This is a genomic window from Streptomyces sp. bgisy159, assembly GCF_057707805.1.
On sequence record NZ_JBYIQX010000015.1, the window covers coordinates 140,045 to 156,403 of the forward strand.

Sequence of the window (16,359 nt, forward strand, 5' to 3'; positions counted from 1 at the left end):
GGCGCACTCCTTGCTCTTCTTGTTTCCGGCCTCAAAGAGTCCTCAAGGAGTCCTCGGCGGGTCCCCGGGGAATGCTCGGGGAGGAGCAACCCGGAGACCGGCAACGCCCTTTTCGCCCACGCGATTTCGCGCCACGACACAGCACCCGGCGAGGCGGGCGCGGCTCGGGGCAGGCCGCGGCTCACCCCCGGCCGCTGCACGGCGGGGCCTTCCGCGGCAGGCACGACAACGTGCCGCCCACCTCGCCGCCCGGCGACCCGTCACGCTCCGCCGGGCTCAGTCGGCCCGGCCCCGTACCAGTCCGCCGCCTCCGCCAGGCGCTCCGGGAACCCGGGCCCGGGCGGGCAGTCGGCGAGGCGCCAGATGTCGTCGGAGCGGTACCAGTGATCGCGGACGAGCATGGCCAGCTGGCGCTCCGACGCCCGCCCCGGCGTCGCCCGCAGCCGCTCGACGCACCGCTCCCACGGCCAGTCGACGTCCGGCACCGGCGGCAGAACGCCCCGCTCGGCCAGCCCGGACAGCAGGTCGCCGCAGCGCACGGGCACCGGGTGACTCACGTGGTAGGTACCGGCAGGCACCGGGCGCGGACCCCTGGCAAGGGCCGTGAGGAGGCGGCCGACGTCGTCCACGGCCGCGACGGACAGCAGGGCCCGCCCCCCGGCCCACACCGCCGGTACCCGGGTGCGCAGTTCCCGCATCACGGGCACCACCCAGCGGTCGCCCGGGCCGAGCACGAGCCCGGGCCGCAGGACGACCGCGCCGACCTCGCGCGCGAACCGCTCCCCCTCCAGCCGGGTCCGGCTGACCGCCGAGACCGGCGCGGCGGGTACCTCCCCGACCGCGACACCCCGGTGCGGCCCTGCGCCGTAGACGGCGGCCGTGGAGAGGTGCACCACGCGCGGCACGCCGGCCCGTACGGCCTCGGTGAGCACCGTACGGGCGCCGGTGACGTTCACGGCCGCGCACCGGTCCTCGTCCGGGCCGATGTACGAGGCCAGGTGGAGCAGGGCCGACGCGCCCTCGCACAGCCCGCGTACCGTCTCCGGGTCGGTGACGTCCCCGCGCACCCACTCGACGGCGCCCGCCTCGCCGGGGGCGCCGTGGCGGCGGGGCTCCGGAACCCGGCGTACCAGCGCGCGGACGCGCGGTCCGGTGCCGTCGCTCAGCAGGGCGCGCAGCGCCGCCGATCCGATGAAACCCGTCGCGCCGGTGAGCACGACCGTGCCCCCGGTCCGTGTCGCCGTCTGCGGCACCGGCTCGCCTCCTGATCCCGTCCGTCGTCCGTTCCGACTCGGTGATCATCCCCCGAAGGCGTGGCCGGTGTCGCCGCGTTGGGGCACTCGGTGCGCAGCGGGGGCGGAGGGGAAAGGGCGGCCCGTCGAGCAGGCCACGTGTCCCGCATTGGCCTTGGTCCTCCGGTCCGGTGCCCCGTTACGGTCGGCGGCATGCGGATCCGAATCGTCGACGCCTTCACCGACCGTCCTTTCTCCGGCAACCCGGCGGGCGTCCTGCTCCTGGCCGACGGCGCCTTCCCCGAGGCCGGCTGGATGCAGAACGTGGCCCTGGAGGTCAATCACGCCGAGACGGCGTTCGCCCACCCTCTCCCCGAGGGCGGCGAGGCCGACTGGGCGCTGCGCTGGTTCACACCGGCCACGGAGGTCGCGATGTGCGGGCACGCCACTCTCGCGACCGCCCACGTACTGCACTCCACCGGCGCTCACGCAGGACCGGTGCGGTTCGCCACCCGCAGTGGGGTGCTGAGAGCGACGCCCACCGAGGACGGCTCGATCACACTGGACTTCCCCACCGCCCCGCTCACCCCCGTCGACGTCCCGGCGGGGGTCGCCGAGGCCCTGGGCGCGGCGCCGCTCGCCGCCTTCGACACCGGGCCGCACGTCGGTGACCTACTGGTCGAGCTGGCCGACGAGAGGACCGTGCACGCCCTGCAGCCCGACCACAAGGCCCTCCGCGCCCACTCCGAGCGGGGCGTCATCGCCACCGCCCGCGCCGAGAACCCCGCGCTGGGCTACGACTTCGTCTCCCGCTGCTTCTTCCCGAACGTCGGCATCGACGAGGACCCGGTCACCGGAAGCGCCCACACCGCGCTGGCCCCCTTCTGGTCCGAGCGGCTCGGCCGCGCCGAACTGACCGGTCTGCAGGCCTCGCCGCGCTCCGGGCGGGTGCGCACCGGGCTGCGCGGGGAGCGCACCCTGCTGACCGGCCGGGCTGTGACGGTCGTCGAGGGCGAACTGCTGGCCTGACGGCGTGGCCACCGGCGGTCACGCCATCGGCAGCCCCAGTGTCTCGGCGAACAGCGCGTAGCCGACGAACGCCCCGATGTCGAGCAGGGAGTGCGCGACCACCAGGGGCCCCACCCGGCCCCAGCGGCGGTACAGGTACACGAACACGACGCCCATGACCATGTTGCCGATGAACCCGCCGACACCCTGGTAAAGGTGGTACGAGCCGCGCAGCACGGAGCTGGCGAGCAGGGCCGCGCCCGGCGTCCAGCCCAACTGGCCGAGCCGGCGCAGCAGATAGCCGACGACGATGACCTCTTCGAGGATCGCGTTCTGCAGCGCGGAAAGGATCAGCACCGGGTACTTCCACCACACGCCGGGAAGCGCCTCGGGCACCACGGTGAGGTTGAAGCCGAGGTCCCGGGCGAGCAGGTAGAAGGCGATGCCGGTGCTGCCGATCACCGCCGCGATCGCCGCGCCGCGCCCCAGGTCGGACCAGGGCCGCGTACGGTCGAAACCGAGGGTGCGCAGGCTGCCGCCCTCGCGCATCAGCAAGTGGGCCACGAGGGCTACGGGAACGAGCGCGGACGCGATACCGAACAGCTGCCAGGCCAGGTCCAGCCAGGGCCGACCGGGGGCCGCCGAGGCGTTCAGGGTCGCCGCCTGGTCCTTCAGCCCGCCCGGCCTGGTGACCGATCCGACGAAGCTGATCAGGGCGGACACTCCGCTGGCGCCGAGCGAGAGGCCCAGCACGAGCAGCGTCTCGTCACGGAGGATCCGGCGCCCCGGCCGCTCCTCGGGAAAGGACCCGGCCACCGTCTCCGCCTCCACCTGCGCACCCGCTTCCGTTCGAGGAATCCCGTGGTGCCCATCATCCACACCACGCCCCCGATCCTCGTGCCCCGGTCCCGGTTTCCCGCACGTCCCCGGCGTCCCTGGCGTCGCCCGGGGCCCGCGAGGGGAAGCCGCCCGCCGGTCGCGTCGTCGCCCAAGGCCTGCGGCACGACGCCGCACGGAGACCGACGAGTGCTGTGCGACCTGCGGCCTCAGCCCGGCAGCGCCCGGCCAGTCCCTCAGGGCCCCGGCTCAGCCCGGCGGCTCTCGCTCCACCCGGCCCCTCAAGCTCGACCCGGCCACTCCGGCCGAGCCCCCGGTTCCCGCTCGACCCGCCGGTTCCCGCTCGACGCCGGCCACTCCGGCTCAGCCCCGCGGCTCCCGCTCAAGCCACCGCGCCGCGCGATCCCGGCGGTGCCGCCGCCTCAAGCCCACTGCGCCGCCTCAGCCCGTGTGCGCCGGTTCCGGCAGGCCCACCGGCCAGGTGTGCACCGGCTCCCCGTGCTGCATCAGTTCGCTGTAGCGCCGGGTGGTGGCCGCGAGCGCCGACTGGCGGGACAACCCGGCGTCGAGTGCCCGATGGAAGGTGGCGATCTGCCACGACGCGCCGTTCGCCCGCATCCTGCACCGCTCGTCGATCACCCCGAGGTACAGATCGCGGTCCGCGGGCTCCACACCCCAGGCGTCGAGCCCGGCCTCGGCCAGCGGCAGCAGCTCGTCCCGGACCAGGCTCACCGCGTCCACCTCGGCCGTGCCGCCGTGCCGGCCGCGCCGCGGCCACTGCAGACGGGCGTCGATGCCGTGGCGGCAGGCCGCGTCGAAGTTCGCGGCGGCCGCGCGGAAGGGGAGCCTGCTCCACACCGGCCGCGACTCCTCGGCCAGGGAGCGCACGACACCGTAGTAGAAGGCCGCGTTGGCGAGGACGTCGGTCACGGTGGGGCCGGCGGGCAGGACACGGTTCTCCACGCGCAGGTGCGGGACGCCGTCCGCGATGCCGTAGACGGGCCGGTTCCAGCGGTAGACCGTGCCGTTGTGGAGCACCAGCTCGGCGAGTTTGGGGACTCCGCCCGCCGCCAGGACTTCCAGCGGGTCCTCCTCGTCGCAGATCGGCAGGAGGGCCGGGAAGTAGCGCAGGTTCTCCTCGAACAGCTCGTAGGCTGACGTGATCCAGCGCTCGCCGAACCAGGTGCGCGGTCGGACACCCTGCGCCTGGAGTTCCGGCGGCCGGGTGTCGGTGGACTGCAGGAAGAGCGGGATCCGCGACTCGTGCCAGAGTTCACGCCCGAAGAGGAACGGCGAGTTGGCACCGATGGCGACCTGCGCGGCGGTGACCGCCTGCGCCGCGTTCCACACGTCGGGGAAGCGGGCCGGAGTGACCTGCAGATGCAGTTGCACGGAAGTGCAGGCGGCCTCGGGGGTGATGGACTTGGCAGTGCAGTAGAGCCTCTCGGGGCCTTCGATGTCGAGGGTGAAGTCCTCACCGCGGGCGGCGACTATCTGGTCGTTGAGAAGCGTGTAACGATCGACCTCGGAGAGATTGGACGAGACCAGATCGTCGCGGTCGAGGGTCGGCAGTATCCCGATCATCAGGATTCCGGCGTCGACCTCGGCAGCCTTTCGGTCGGCATATGCCAGTGAGGTCCTGAGTTCCTCGGCAAGCCGATCGAATACCCGCCCGCCCAAACGGTGGGGCGCGATGTTCACCTCCAGATTGAACATGGCGAGTTCTGTTTGGAAATCCCGGCTCGCGATCCTCTCCAGTACTTGTGCGTTCAGCATTTTCGGCATGCCGTCCGCGCCCACGAGATTCAGCTCGATCTCCAGCCCCATGAGGTTCTTGGGCCGGTCGAAGCGCCCCTGCGCCAGCAGCCGCTCCAGCCCCGTCAGACACCGCCGCAGCTTGTCGCGGTACTGCTGACGATCGGACAGGTCGACCCCGCCGGCCACGACCTTCTCCCCCATCGAAGCGTCCCTTCCTCGCATGGGCGGGCCGGTGTTCCGGCCGCCGGTCTCCCGGGTCAGGTGGGATGATGCCCAGCGAAGCCGATCGATAACGTCCGCACACGACCGGCACGGCCGCTACTCTTGGCGGAGGTGACCGACGGCACATTCGCGGGGCATGCGGCTGGGTGGATTTTCAGCTTCGGGATCTCGTGAAAACCGCCGACTGGAATTGGCCGACCGCGGCGCTCGCACCGGGCGAGGTCAGCGCGGGGGTCCGCATCACTGAATCGACACGATTCACGCATATCGCCGACCGAATGAACCCTTGCCGAGTCACCCGGAAGCAGCTAGTTGAAACACGGGCTGAACACGTGTCGTATAAACTCCGCGGAAACAGGGCAGAGAAGGTGAGCGCCCGCGGTCGGAACAGCCTGTCGTCGAAGCGATGGACGGCAGGCCGGACTCGCCCCCTCGCGCAGCCAGACCCCGGCCCACTGCCTCTCTGACCTCTGTTCTCCGTGAGCTGACAGCGTCGTCCGCCCCCGCCCTCGTGCCACCGTGCCTGTCGAATGAGAGGCGACCCATCATGCCGTTGCACGTCCCTCCGGCTCCCGCGCCCGCTTTGCGTTCCGTTCTGACCGCTCTGAGTTCCCCGACAGCGGTCAGTGAAGCGCGCACCCCCGCCCTGCGTACCGCCCAGGGACCCGTCACCCCCGAGCTGCCGCTGCCGGTGCATGTGCTGGACCGGATCGGGCCCGAGGGCACCGCCGCCACCCGGTTGGCGGGCTGGCGGTTCCTGATCCTCAGCGGCGGTCTTCCGGTGGCCGCCGCCGAGACCCGGCTGACGCCGGACGGCTGGGCCTTCTCACACTTCTTCGAGGGCCCGTACATCGCCTCCACCGAGCGCGCGCTGCGCCAGGCGGAGTCGACCGCCCAGCCCTCCCAGGCACGGCTGCTGTCGGTGCCCGGCCTGTACATGCTCACTCTGTGGCTGCACGGCGACTGCGGCTCCGACGGCACGACGGGCAACCCCGCCGCCGACGACCTGCTGATCCCGCTGGCCCCGACGCTGCCCGGCATCGCGGCCCACCGCCCGCACCGAGTCGCCGACCTCCTGCCCGCACTCACCCTGCGGGTCTCGCCGGCGCCCCTGCTCTCCGCCTGACGGGCCCGCTCTCCCCCAGAGCCGCCGACGGGCCCGCCGTCCCCTCGACGGGCCCGCTGTCCGCCTGACGCGCCCGCGCTTGGCCGACCGGGCCCGGGTCCGCCCGGCCGGCCGGACCGTCAAGACCCCGTGCCCCGCCACCGCGGCCCCGGTGACGGGGCACGGTGCCGTACGGCCGCGTATCCGCCGAACCCGCCGCCGCGGCTCTTTCGAGCGCGACACCCGATTCGCCACCTTCCCGACCACCCACCCCCGGCCCGTCTCCGTCGCGGCCCCGGCCCCTCTCCGTCGCGGCTCGGATGCGGCCCCCGCCGCGCCCCCACCGCACCCCCGGCCCTAGGTGACTAGCCCCATCCGGCCCCCCGAAACCACCCGAAGTGACGGTGCTGCGGCGATGAACCGCCCGGGCGGGTGACGCGTCATGAACCTGTGAGAAGCGGTGCTGCGAAATACCTGCGGAACGACGCCCGGAGGGCAACACTGGGTTCCGACCGACTTATCACAACGGGGGGCGGCCATGAACGACGCTTCACGCCGCGGGACAGCCACGACACACACTCCACACACCACGCCAGAGCGAGAGATCCCTTCCATGTGCCAGCATCAGCCACCGTGCCCGACAGCCGACTCCGCCGACCGGGAATCCGCCCGGCTCGTGGCGCACCACCCCGAGCAGGGCTGGAGCCTGCTGTGCAACGGCGTCCTCCTGTTCGAGGACACCGGTGAGCTGCTGCCGGACGGCCGGGTCATCGCCCCGCACCGCCCGCTGGAGACCAGCCGGGTCGCGACGGCCGCCTGAGCGGCCCGGGCGGCGGACCCGCCCGACGACATCCGGGGCCGGACCGCGGGCCACCTCCGCGCGCCGGCCCCGAACCGTGCCGCCGCCCGGTCACCCAGCGTGTCGTGAGCCTCGTCTTCCGTACGCCTTCCCAGAGCCGACCGATTTCCGGAAGGATTCTGGAAGTTTCGGCACGGGGCCGGGGCATCCTGCGACGGAGGTGGGCAGCGTGGGCGACGGGGGCGACGCGGCAGCGCGGGAAGACGTGGCAGCGCGGGAAGACGGGACCGACGTCGTGCCCGGACCTCCCGCACCCCCGCGAAGCGCACCGCCCGCCGCCCCGCCCCGGCCAAAGGCGCCCGCCCAGAAGGTCACCATCACCGAGATCGCCCGTGCGGCCGGAGTCTCCGTGCCCACCGTGTCCCGGGTGGTCAACGGGCGTTCCGACGTCTCCCCCAGGACCCGGGCCCGGGTCGAGGAACTGCTGCGCCGGCACGGCTACCACAAGCGTGCCGCCTCCCCGGCCCGCACCCCCACCCTGCTCGACCTGGTCTTCAACGACCTGGACAGCCCGTGGGCGGTGGAGATCATCCGGGGCGTGGAGGAAGCCGCGCACGCGGCCGGTGTGGGCACCGTGGTGTCGGCGATCCACGGCCGGTCCGGCGCCGCCCGCGAGTGGATGCGCAATCTGCGGTCCCGCGCCTCCGACGGGGTCATCCTGGTGACCTCGGCGCTGGAAGCCACTCTTCACGAGCAGCTGCGCGTCCTCGGCGTGCCGCTGGTGGTGGTCGACCCTACGGGCTCCCCGGGCGTGGACACGGCCACCGTGGGCGCCGCCAACTGGTCCGGCGGGCTGGCCGCCACCCGGCATCTGCTGGCGCTGGGGCACCGCAGGATCGGACTGATCGCGGGTCCGCCCCGGCTGCTGTGCTCCCGGGCCCGCTTCGACGGCTACCGGGCGGCCCTGGAGGGTGCGGGCCTGGCCGTCGAGGACTCCCTGGTGGTGCCCGGCGACTTCCGCCCCGAGTCGGGCTTCGCGGGCTGCACCGCCCTGCTCGGTCTGTCCCGGCCGCCGACCGCGCTGTTCGCGGCCAGCGACCAGATGGCGCTCGGCGCGATCGAGGCGCTGCGCCGCCGCGGGCTGCGGGTGCCGGAGGACATGAGTGTGGTCGGCTTCGACGACCTCCCGGAGGTGCGCTGGTCCGCACCGCCGCTCACCACCGTGCGTCAGCCGCTGGCCGACATGGGCAAGCTGGCCGCCCGTACGGTGCTGCGCCTGGCGCGCGGTGAGCAACCCGACTCGCCCCGTGTGGAACTGGCCACGGAACTGGTGGTGCGGTCGAGCACCGCACCACCCAATCCCCGCTGAACGGTCCTACCTCTTCTTCAGCGCCTCGCGGATCGCGTGGTACGCCGGCTTCGGCCGCAGTTCCTCGTCCCACGGCAGGGCCGCTCCCTGCCCGTCGAAGACCGCGGGGATCCACGAGTACTTGTCCGTGTAGTCCCAGATGGTGATGCCCACACACCGCCGCACCGCGAGGCACGCCCGGGTCAGCTGCCGGTACCAGTCGGCCTGCTGGGCGAGCTTGTCGTCGGTGGCCGGAAGGATCATCCGTACGTCGACCTCGGTGAGCGCGGTGTCCAGGCCGAGCCGGGCGAAGCGGCGGAGGTTGTCCTCCAGGGTCGTCGGATAGCCGTACTGGAGGGCGAGGTGGGCCTGCATGCCGAAGCCGTGCAGCGGGACGCCCTGGGCCCTGAGCTCCTTGGCCAGCTTGTGGTAGGCATCGCTCTTGGGGCCGATGGCCTCGACGTTGTAGTCGTTGAGGTACAGCTTGGCCCAGGGGTCGGCCTCATGGGCCCAGCGCAGCGCGTCGGCGATGTAACCGGGGCCGAGCGTCTTGTAGAAGATGCTCTCCCGGTAGGTGCCGTCCTCGTTGAACGCCTCGTTGACGACGTCCCACGAGTAGACCTTGCCGCGGTAGTGGCGTACCTCGGTCTGGATGTGGTTCTTCAGAACGGCGCGCAGCTCCTCGGCCGTCCATTCCCTGCTGGTGAGCCAGTCGGGCAGCTGACTGTGCCAGACGAGGGTGTGGGCGCGCACCCTCTGGTGGTGGGCGCGGGCGAGATCGACGATCTCGTCGCCGGCGCTCCAGTCGAAGACGCCCTGCCGCGGCTCGGTGGCGTACCACTTCATGCCGTTGCCGGGGGTGATCATGTCGAACTCGCGGCCCAGGATCTTCGTGTAGGCGGTGTCGGTGAGTTCGGGGTTGTCGGTGGCGCTGCCGAAGTAGCGGCCGTGCCGGTGGGCGAGGTCGGCGAGGGTGTGCGGCTTCCGGTCGTGGGCCTGGGCCGCCGGGCCGGCCGCGACGCCGGTGGCGACGAGGGCGGCGGCGAGGAATCCGGCGAGTTTGAGCCGGGTGCGGGTGGTGCCGGGCATGGTGCGACTCCTCACGGTCAGGGGGCGTGCGGGCGAGCCGTACGTGGGTGCGCGGCGCCGGTCATCCCTTCGTCGCGCCGGCGGTGAGGCCACCGACGAGCTGGCGCTCGGCGACGGAGTAGAAGGCCAGGGCGGGCACCATGGCGAGGACGAGGTAGGCGAAGACGCGGGCGTACTCGGCCGAGTACTGGCCCTGGAACTGCTGCACGCCGATGGGGATGGTCCACCACGTGGAGTCGGTGAACACCAGCAGCGGCAGGAGGAAGTTGTTCCAGCTGCCGACCACGGCCAGCACGGAGACGGTGCCGAGGGCGGGACGGGCCATCGGCAGCAGGACCCGCCAGAAGAACCCGAGCGGACCGCAGCCGTCGAGGGTGGCCGCCTCCTCCAGCTCCGCCGGGATCTCCCGGAAGAAGCCGCGCAGGATGACGATGGTCATCGGCAGTCCGAAGGCGGCCTGCGGGAGGATCACGCCGAGCGGGTTGTCCAGCAGTCCGAGCGAGCGCAGCAGCAGGAACAGCGGGAGGGCGGCCACCGCGAACGGGAACATCAGCCCCAGGGTGAACAGGGTGAACAGGGCTTCGCGTCCCCGGAAGGCGAAGCGGGCGAAGGAGAACGCGGCGAGGGCGGAGACCGCGACCACGACCACCGTCGTGCCGATCGCGATCAGGGTGCTGCTGCCGACCAGCCGCCAGAAACCGCCGGTGCCGAGGATGTCCGTGTAGTTGGACGTGACCCAGGACTCGGGCAGGCCGACCGGATTGCGGGAGAGTTCGTCGGTGGTCTTGAAGCCGGACAGGACGGCGTAGAGCAGGGGCACCGCCATCAGTGTCCCGACGGCTACCAGGACGAAGTGCAGCGGAAACGTACGGACGCGGGTACGGGTACGGCGATCGGCGCCGGCGCTCATGAGCCGCCTCCTCTCAGGGTCGTGCCGGCCCCCGCCAGGTCGCGGCGGAGCACGAACCGCTGGTAGGCGAGGGCGAACACGAGGCAGATGACGAACATGGCGACGCTGATCGCGCTGGCGTAACCGACCTGGTAGCGCTTGAAGCCGTACTGGAACATGGTCACGGCCAGCGTCTCGGAGTGGTGGTCGGGGCCGCCCGCGGTGGTGACCCACACCAGGTCGAAGAGCTGGATCGAGCCGATGACGGAGAGGAAGACGCTGATGCGCAGGGTGGGCGCGAGCAGCGGCAGGGTCACATGGCGGAAGCGCTGCCAGGGACCGGCCCCGTCGATCAGGGCGGCCTCGGTCAACTCGGCCGGGATGGACTGCAGTCCGGCCAGGTAGAGCATCATGTGGAAGCCGAAGTACTTCCAGATCATCACAAGGAAGAGGGTGGCCATGACGGTGGACGGGTCGGCGAACCACTGTCCGCCGAGGCCGTCCAGGCCGACCGTGCCGAGGACCTGGTCGGCCAGTCCGTCGTCCGGCGCGAAGATCATGCCGAACAGCACGCCGGTGATCGCCTCGGAGAGGATGTACGGCGCGAAGAACAGCATCCGGTACACGGCCCGGCCCCGGATCCGCTGGTTGAGCGCGACCGCCAACGCCAGCGCGAACGGCAGCTGGACGGCGACCGAGAGCAGGACCAGGACCAGGCAGCGCCACAGGTCGCCCAGGAAGACCGGGTCCTCGAGGAGGCGGGTGAAGTTGTCGGCGCCGATGTAGTCCTCGGGCATGCCGAAGCCGCCCCAGCGGAAGAAGGCGGCGTACAGCGCGAACATCATCGGCAGCAGCACCAGTGTGCCGAACAGCACCAGCGCGGGCACCTGGAGGCCGACGGCGGTCAGCCAGTTCCGGGTGCGCCGCCGGTCCCGGCCCGGGGACGTACCTGCGGCCGGGGGCGGCGGCGCGGTGCCGGGGCCGCTCCGCTTGTCCGGGAGGAAGGTCGACGTCATCGCCTGCTACTGCTCTTCCTTCGCGACCTTGGTGATCGACTCGGTGACCTGCTGCGGGGACTTGGAGCCGGCGATGAGGGCGGCGACGCTGTCGTTGACCTCCTGGCCGACGGCGGGCGCGTACGCCTGGTCGAGGTAGAGCTGGAAACCGGTGGCCGCCTTCAACTGCGTCTGCACGGCCTTGAGGTTGCGGTCGGTGAGCGCCTTCTCCGCGGCCGGGACGACGGGCAGCGCGCCGGTCTTCTCGACGAGTTCGGTGTCGGTGGTCTCGGACGCGAAGAACTTCAGGAAGTCGTACGCGGCCTGCGGGGCCCCCTTGCGCAGGGCGTGCCCGCCGCCTCCGCCGAACACCTCGGTGAGGGCGCCCTTGCCGCCCTCCACCTCCGGGAAGGGGAAGAAGCCGAGGTCGTCGCCGAGCCCCTTGCCGGCGTCGGCCTCGACGACCGGCGCCCACTGGCCCATGAGTTCCATGGCCGCCTTGCCGTTGCCGACGGCGGCGGCCTGACCGGTGGGGCTGGAGTAGGCGGCGCCGAGGAAGCCCTTCTGGAACGGCTGCAGATCGACCAGTTCCTGGAGGTGCTGTCCGGCCTGGACGAAGTCGTCGCCGGTGAAGTCCCTCTCCTCGTCGGCCTTCTCCAGGGCGGACGCGCCCGCGGTGCGCATCGACAGGTAGGCCCAGTAGTACATGCCGGGCCACTTCTCCTTGCCGGCGAGGGCGAGCGGCGTGATCCCGGCCGACTTCAGCCTGCGCACGGCGTCCAGGAAGCCGCTCCAGGTGGTGGGCGGGGCGCTGATGCCGGCCTTCGTGAAGAGCGCCTTGTTGTACCAGAAGCCGATCATGCCGATGTCGAACGGTATGCCGTACGCCTTGTCGTCGATCAGGTACGGCTCCTTGGCGACCGGCAGCAGACCGTCGGCCCAGGGCTTGGTCCCCTCGGTGAGGTCCTCGACGAGCCCGGCGTCCACCTGCTGCTTGAGCACCCCGCCGCCCCAGGTGTGGAAGATGTCCGGCAGCTTCCCGGAGGCGGTCAGCGCGGTCATCTTCGACTTGTAGGCGTCGTTCTCCAGCTGAACGATCTTGACCTTGACATGGGGGTTCTCGGCCTCGAACTTCTTGGCGAGCGCGGCCCAGACGTCCTTGGTCGGCTGGGTGGTGGAGATGTTCCACCACTCGATGGTGGTCGTCCCCGACGACCCGCCGTCCGAGTCGCCGCCGCAGGCGCTCAGTGCCGTCATGGTCGCACCGGTCGCGGCGGAGGCCACCAGAAATCCGCGGCGGGACAGTGACGGGTGGGCCATCATGCGCTCCTTGGGTAGGTGCGGGACGGCGCACTTCGTGGGGCGCCGCCCAAGTGGGCGCGAAAGTTTCGCAGTTGATCCAGAAACCTTCGCTGCTGCCGCACCCTAGAGACAGCGCGCGGAGAGAGGCAACCCCTTGAACACAGCGAATCCACCTCTGACCGTGAGGCGAGGACGGACTTCGGGATCGAAACATTCGACGTACGCGGCGACCCTTACGAGGGCAGGGGCGCGTCGGGGTGGACGCGTCGACCGGGCCCCGCCGCCGTCACGTCAGGGGGCCGGACCCGCCCTCCGACGGGGCTATCGTGACCGGCATGCAGTCCTACACGATCGGCCAGGCGGCCCGGCTCCTCGGCGTCAGCCCGGACACCGCGCGCCGCTGGGCGGACGCGGGCCGGGTGGCCACCCACCGGGACGACAGCGGCCGCCGGCTCATCGACGGCAAGGCCCTGGCCGCGTTCTCCGTCGAACTCGCCCGCACCGACGCCGGCCCGGAGGACGACGCCCCCCACACCTCGGTCCGCAACGCCTTCCCCGGCATCGTCACCGCCATCAAGCTCGGGGACATCGCCGCCCAGGTGGAGATTCAGGCCGGCCCACACCGTCTGGTCTCCCTGCTGACCCGCGAGGCCGTCGAGGAACTGGGGCTGGAGGTCGGCATGGAGGCCACGGCACGGGTGAAGTCGACGAACGTCCACATCGACCGCGCCTGACGGCACCCCACGGCCGGCATCGGGCGACCGCATCGGACCGACCGCGCCGCACCGGGCGCGCCACACCGGGCGTCCTGGCCGACCGGCCCCTCCGACCGCAGACGGCCCCACCTCGGCACCGACCGGCGGCACCGAAGCCACCGGCGTACTCGGTCACTCCCGCACATGCACACCTACAAGACCCATCCACCCCGCTTATGCGATGCCACAGATGACACGAGCCTCGCAGATGCGGCAGTATCGTCACGCCGAGTCCGTGAACCGAGGAGTTGACCGTCGTGCCGACCTCTTCCCCGCTCCGCGCCCGGCGACCACTGCGGGTGACCGGCGCGGCGGCCGCGGCGCTGCTCGCGCTCGGCGCGCTGAGCGCCTGTTCCGCCGACGGATCCGCAGACCCGGCCGCCGGTGACGGGGCGTCCGGCCCCTCGGGCACGATCACCGTGTTCGCCGCCGCCTCCCTCAAGGAGAGCTTCGAGAAGCTGGGCGCGGAGTTCGAGCGGCAGCACCCCGGCACCGAGGTCGTGCTCAACTTCGGAGGCAGCGACTCCCTCGCGGCCGGCATCACCGGCGGCGCCCCCGCCGACGTGTTCGCCGCCGCCAGCACCCGGACGATGAAGACCGTCACGGACGCCGGGGCCACCGCCACCGCGCCGGTCACCTTCGCCCGCAACCGGCTGGAGATCGCCACCCTGCCGGGCAACCCCGACGGGATCACCTCGCTGAAGGACCTCACCGGACCGGGCCTGAAGGTCGTCCTGTGCGACAGGACGGTGCCCTGCGGCGCGGCGGCGCAGAAGGCACTTGACGCGGCGGGCCTGGAGCTGACCCCGGTCTCCTACGAGCAGGACGTCAAGAGCGCCCTGACCAAGGTCACCCTCAAGGAGGCCGACGCGGCGATCGTCTACCGCACGGACGTGCGCGCGGCGGGCGACAAGGTGCGGGGCGTGGACTTCCCGGAGGCGGCGGGCGCCGTCAACGACTACCCCATCGCCCTGCTGGAGAACTCCCGCAACACCGGCACGGCGAAGGCGTTCATCGCCCTGGTCCGGTCCACCGAGGGCCGACGGACCCTCGCCGAGACGGGGTTCCAGTCGCCATGACCCCGCCGGCGAAGACCAGAGGGGCGAGGGCGCCCTCCCCGCGACGCCCGGGCGTCCCCCTCCCCCTGCTGCTCCCCGCCCTGCTCGGCCTGGCCTTCCTCCTGCTCCCCCTGCTCGCCCTCCTGGTGCGCGCGCCCTGGAGCAGCCTGCCGGAGCAGCTGACCGGCGCACAGGTGTGGGAGGCCCTGCGCCTCTCGCTGATCTGCGCCACGGCGGCAACGGCGGTGAGCCTGGTGCTGGGCGTGCCACTGGCCTGGCTCCTGGCCCGCACCCGGTTCCCCGGCAGGGGGCTGGTGCGAGCGCTGGTGACCCTGCCCCTGGTCCTGCCGCCGGTCGTGGGCGGAGTCGCCCTGCTGCTCGCGCTCGGCCGCAACGGAGTGGCCGGCCGGTGGCTCGACTCCTGGTTCGGGATCACCCTGCCCTTCACCACGACGGGTGTGGTGATCGCGGAGGCGTTCGTGGCGATGCCGTTCCTCGTCATCAGCGTCGAGGGCACCCTGCGCGCCGCCGACCCCCGCTACGAAGAGGCCGCCATGACGCTGGGCGCCTCACGCTTCACCGCCTTCCGCCGGGTCACCCTCCCCCTGGTGGCCCCCGGTATCGCCGCCGGCGCGGTCCTGGCCTGGGCGCGCGCCCTCGGCGAGTTCGGCGCCACGATCACCTTCGCCGGCAACTTCCCCGGCCGTACCCAGACCATGCCCCTGGCCGTCTATCTGGCCCTCCAGAACGACCCGGAGGCGGCGATCGCGCTGAGCCTGGTCCTCCTGGCGGTCTCGATCGCGGTCCTGGCAGCCCTGCGAGACCGCTGGCTGAGGACCCCATGAACCGCCACCAGCGCCCCCGAGCCCCCTTCCCGGGTCCCCAGGGCCCCCGCCCCGACGACGGCCTGCGCGCGCACCTGGTCGTCACCCGTCCGGCCTTCCACCTCGACATCGCCCTCACCGCCGCCCCCGGCGAGGTCGTCGCCCTCCTGGGGCCCAACGGCGCCGGCAAGACGACCGCGCTGCGTGCCCTCGCCGGCCTCACCCCGCTCACCGCCGGTCACCTCCACCTGGACGGCGCCCCCCTGCACGACACCCCGCCCGAATCCCGTCCGGTGGGCGTCGTCTTCCAGGACTACCTGCTCTTCCCCCACCTCACCGCCCTGGACAACGTCGCCTTCGGCCCCCGCTGCAGGGGCGCCACCAGGAGCGAGGCCCGCGGCCGGGCCGCCGCCTGGCTCGACCGCATGGGCCTCGCCGACCACGCCGCCACCAAGCCCCGCCACCTTTCCGGCGGCCAGGCCCAACGCGTCGCCCTGGCCCGCGCCCTCGCCACCCACCCGCGCCTGCTCCTCCTGGACGAACCGCTGGCCGCTCTGGACGCGCGCACCCGTCTGGAGGTGCGCGCCCAGCTCCGCCGCCATCTCGCCGAGTTCGAGGCGGTCGCGGTCCTCGTCACCCACGATCCCCTGGACGCGATGGTCCTGGCCGACCGCCTGGTCGTGGTGGAGCGCGGTCGCGTCGTCCAGGAGGGCGCCCCTTCCGACATCGCCCGCCGTCCCCGCAGCGACTACATCGCCCGGCTCGTCGGCCTGAACCTCTACCGGGGCCACGCCGACGGCCATACCGTCACCGTGGACGGCGGCCCCGCCGTCACCACCACCGAACAGCTCACCGGCCCGGCGTTCGTCGCGTTCCCGCCGAGCGCCGTCACCCTGCACCGCGCACGGCCCACGGGCGCCAGCGCCCGCAACCTGTGGCGCTGCGAGGTGGCGGGCCTGGAGACGCACGGCGACCGGATCCGCGCCGACCTCACCGGCGACCTGCCGCTCGCCGCCGACCTCACCACGGTCGCCGCCGCAGAGCTCGACCTGCACCCGGGCGCCGGGGTGTGGGCGACCGTCAAGGCGACGCAGACCCACGCGTACCCGGCCTGACCGCCCCTGTGCCGCTACGGTGA

15 protein-coding genes are annotated in these 16,359 nt (G+C 72.4%); 8 read left to right on the forward strand and 7 right to left on the reverse strand.

Annotation, left to right across the window (positions count from 1 at the left end):
- Nucleotides 1-260: 260 nt before the first annotated feature.
- Entirely contained in the window at nt 261-1,253 is a 993-nt protein-coding gene (locus tag AC3ET3_RS17420) for an NAD-dependent epimerase/dehydratase family protein (RefSeq protein WP_435612440.1), read from the reverse strand.
- 192 nt (nt 1,254-1,445) lie between these two features.
- On the opposite strand from AC3ET3_RS17420, the gene AC3ET3_RS17425 reads away from it, so the two are divergent.
- Nucleotides 1,446-2,261 (forward strand): PhzF family phenazine biosynthesis protein, encoded by an 816-nt coding sequence (locus AC3ET3_RS17425; RefSeq protein WP_435612441.1) that lies wholly within the window; start codon nt 1,446-1,448, stop codon nt 2,259-2,261.
- Between the two features lie 18 nt (nt 2,262-2,279).
- Here the strand turns inward: AC3ET3_RS17425 and AC3ET3_RS17430 are convergent, their stop codons facing one another.
- A complete protein-coding gene (locus tag AC3ET3_RS17430) occupies nt 2,280-3,071 on the reverse strand; it encodes a CPBP family intramembrane glutamic endopeptidase (protein WP_488191831.1) in 792 nt (263 codons plus the stop codon).
- 447 nt (nt 3,072-3,518) lie between these two features.
- Nucleotides 3,519-5,036 carry a glutamate-cysteine ligase family protein gene (locus AC3ET3_RS17435; RefSeq protein ID WP_432139003.1) on the reverse strand — a complete coding sequence of 506 codons (1,518 nt, stop codon included), beginning with the start codon at nt 5,034-5,036 and terminating at the stop codon, nt 3,519-3,521.
- Between the two features lie 568 nt (nt 5,037-5,604).
- Here AC3ET3_RS17435 and AC3ET3_RS17440 point away from each other — a divergent pair.
- The 3 genes from AC3ET3_RS17440 (at nt 5,605) to AC3ET3_RS17450 (ending at nt 8,330) form a co-directional block, all read left to right on the forward strand.
- A complete protein-coding gene (locus AC3ET3_RS17440; protein ID WP_432139004.1) occupies nt 5,605-6,183 on the forward strand; it encodes a hypothetical protein in 579 nt (192 codons plus the stop codon).
- 592 nt (nt 6,184-6,775) lie between these two features.
- The gene (locus tag AC3ET3_RS17445) at nt 6,776-6,982 is read left to right on the forward strand and encodes a DUF5999 family protein (RefSeq protein ID WP_432139005.1); all 207 of its coding nucleotides are present in this window, start codon (nt 6,776-6,778) and stop codon (nt 6,980-6,982) included.
- Nucleotides 6,983-7,337: 355 nt separating this feature from the next.
- Nucleotides 7,338-8,330, forward strand: a complete 993-nt coding sequence (locus AC3ET3_RS17450) for a LacI family DNA-binding transcriptional regulator (RefSeq protein ID WP_432139027.1) — start codon at nt 7,338-7,340, stop codon at nt 8,328-8,330.
- A gap of 6 nt (nt 8,331-8,336) precedes the next feature.
- Here the strand turns inward: AC3ET3_RS17450 and AC3ET3_RS17455 are convergent, their stop codons facing one another.
- The 4 genes from AC3ET3_RS17455 to AC3ET3_RS17470 form a co-directional block, all read right to left on the reverse strand.
- A complete protein-coding gene (locus AC3ET3_RS17455; RefSeq protein ID WP_432139006.1) occupies nt 8,337-9,398 on the reverse strand; it encodes an endo-1,4-beta-xylanase in 1,062 nt (353 codons plus the stop codon).
- A 61-nt stretch (nt 9,399-9,459) separates the two neighbouring features.
- Nucleotides 9,460-10,308, reverse strand: a complete 849-nt coding sequence (locus AC3ET3_RS17460; protein ID WP_432139007.1) for a carbohydrate ABC transporter permease — start codon at nt 10,306-10,308, stop codon at nt 9,460-9,462.
- Nucleotides 10,305-11,303 (reverse strand): carbohydrate ABC transporter permease, encoded by a 999-nt coding sequence (locus AC3ET3_RS17465; protein ID WP_432139008.1) that lies wholly within the window; start codon nt 11,301-11,303, stop codon nt 10,305-10,307. Before AC3ET3_RS17465 ends, AC3ET3_RS17460 begins: the two co-directional genes overlap by 4 nt.
- Before the next feature lie 6 nt (nt 11,304-11,309).
- Nucleotides 11,310-12,602 (reverse strand): extracellular solute-binding protein, encoded by a 1,293-nt coding sequence (locus AC3ET3_RS17470; RefSeq protein WP_432139009.1) that lies wholly within the window; start codon nt 12,600-12,602, stop codon nt 11,310-11,312.
- A 317-nt stretch (nt 12,603-12,919) separates the two neighbouring features.
- Here AC3ET3_RS17470 and AC3ET3_RS17475 point away from each other — a divergent pair, with 317 nt between their 5' ends.
- From AC3ET3_RS17475 to AC3ET3_RS17490, 4 genes are all read left to right on the forward strand, one after another.
- Nucleotides 12,920-13,318, forward strand: coding sequence for a TOBE domain-containing protein (locus tag AC3ET3_RS17475; RefSeq protein ID WP_432139010.1), 399 nt, complete (start codon nt 12,920-12,922; stop codon nt 13,316-13,318).
- A gap of 278 nt (nt 13,319-13,596) precedes the next feature.
- Entirely contained in the window at nt 13,597-14,418 is an 822-nt protein-coding gene (gene modA / locus AC3ET3_RS17480) for a molybdate ABC transporter substrate-binding protein (protein ID WP_432139011.1), read from the forward strand.
- Nucleotides 14,415-15,242 (forward strand): molybdate ABC transporter permease subunit, encoded by an 828-nt coding sequence (gene modB, locus AC3ET3_RS17485; RefSeq protein ID WP_432157082.1) that lies wholly within the window; start codon nt 14,415-14,417, stop codon nt 15,240-15,242. The genes modA and modB overlap by 4 nt, the downstream gene beginning before the upstream one ends.
- Nucleotides 15,239-16,336, forward strand: coding sequence for an ABC transporter ATP-binding protein (locus AC3ET3_RS17490; RefSeq protein ID WP_432139013.1), 1,098 nt, complete (start codon nt 15,239-15,241; stop codon nt 16,334-16,336). The genes modB and AC3ET3_RS17490 overlap by 4 nt, the downstream gene beginning before the upstream one ends.
- Nucleotides 16,337-16,359: the final 23 nt, after the last annotated feature.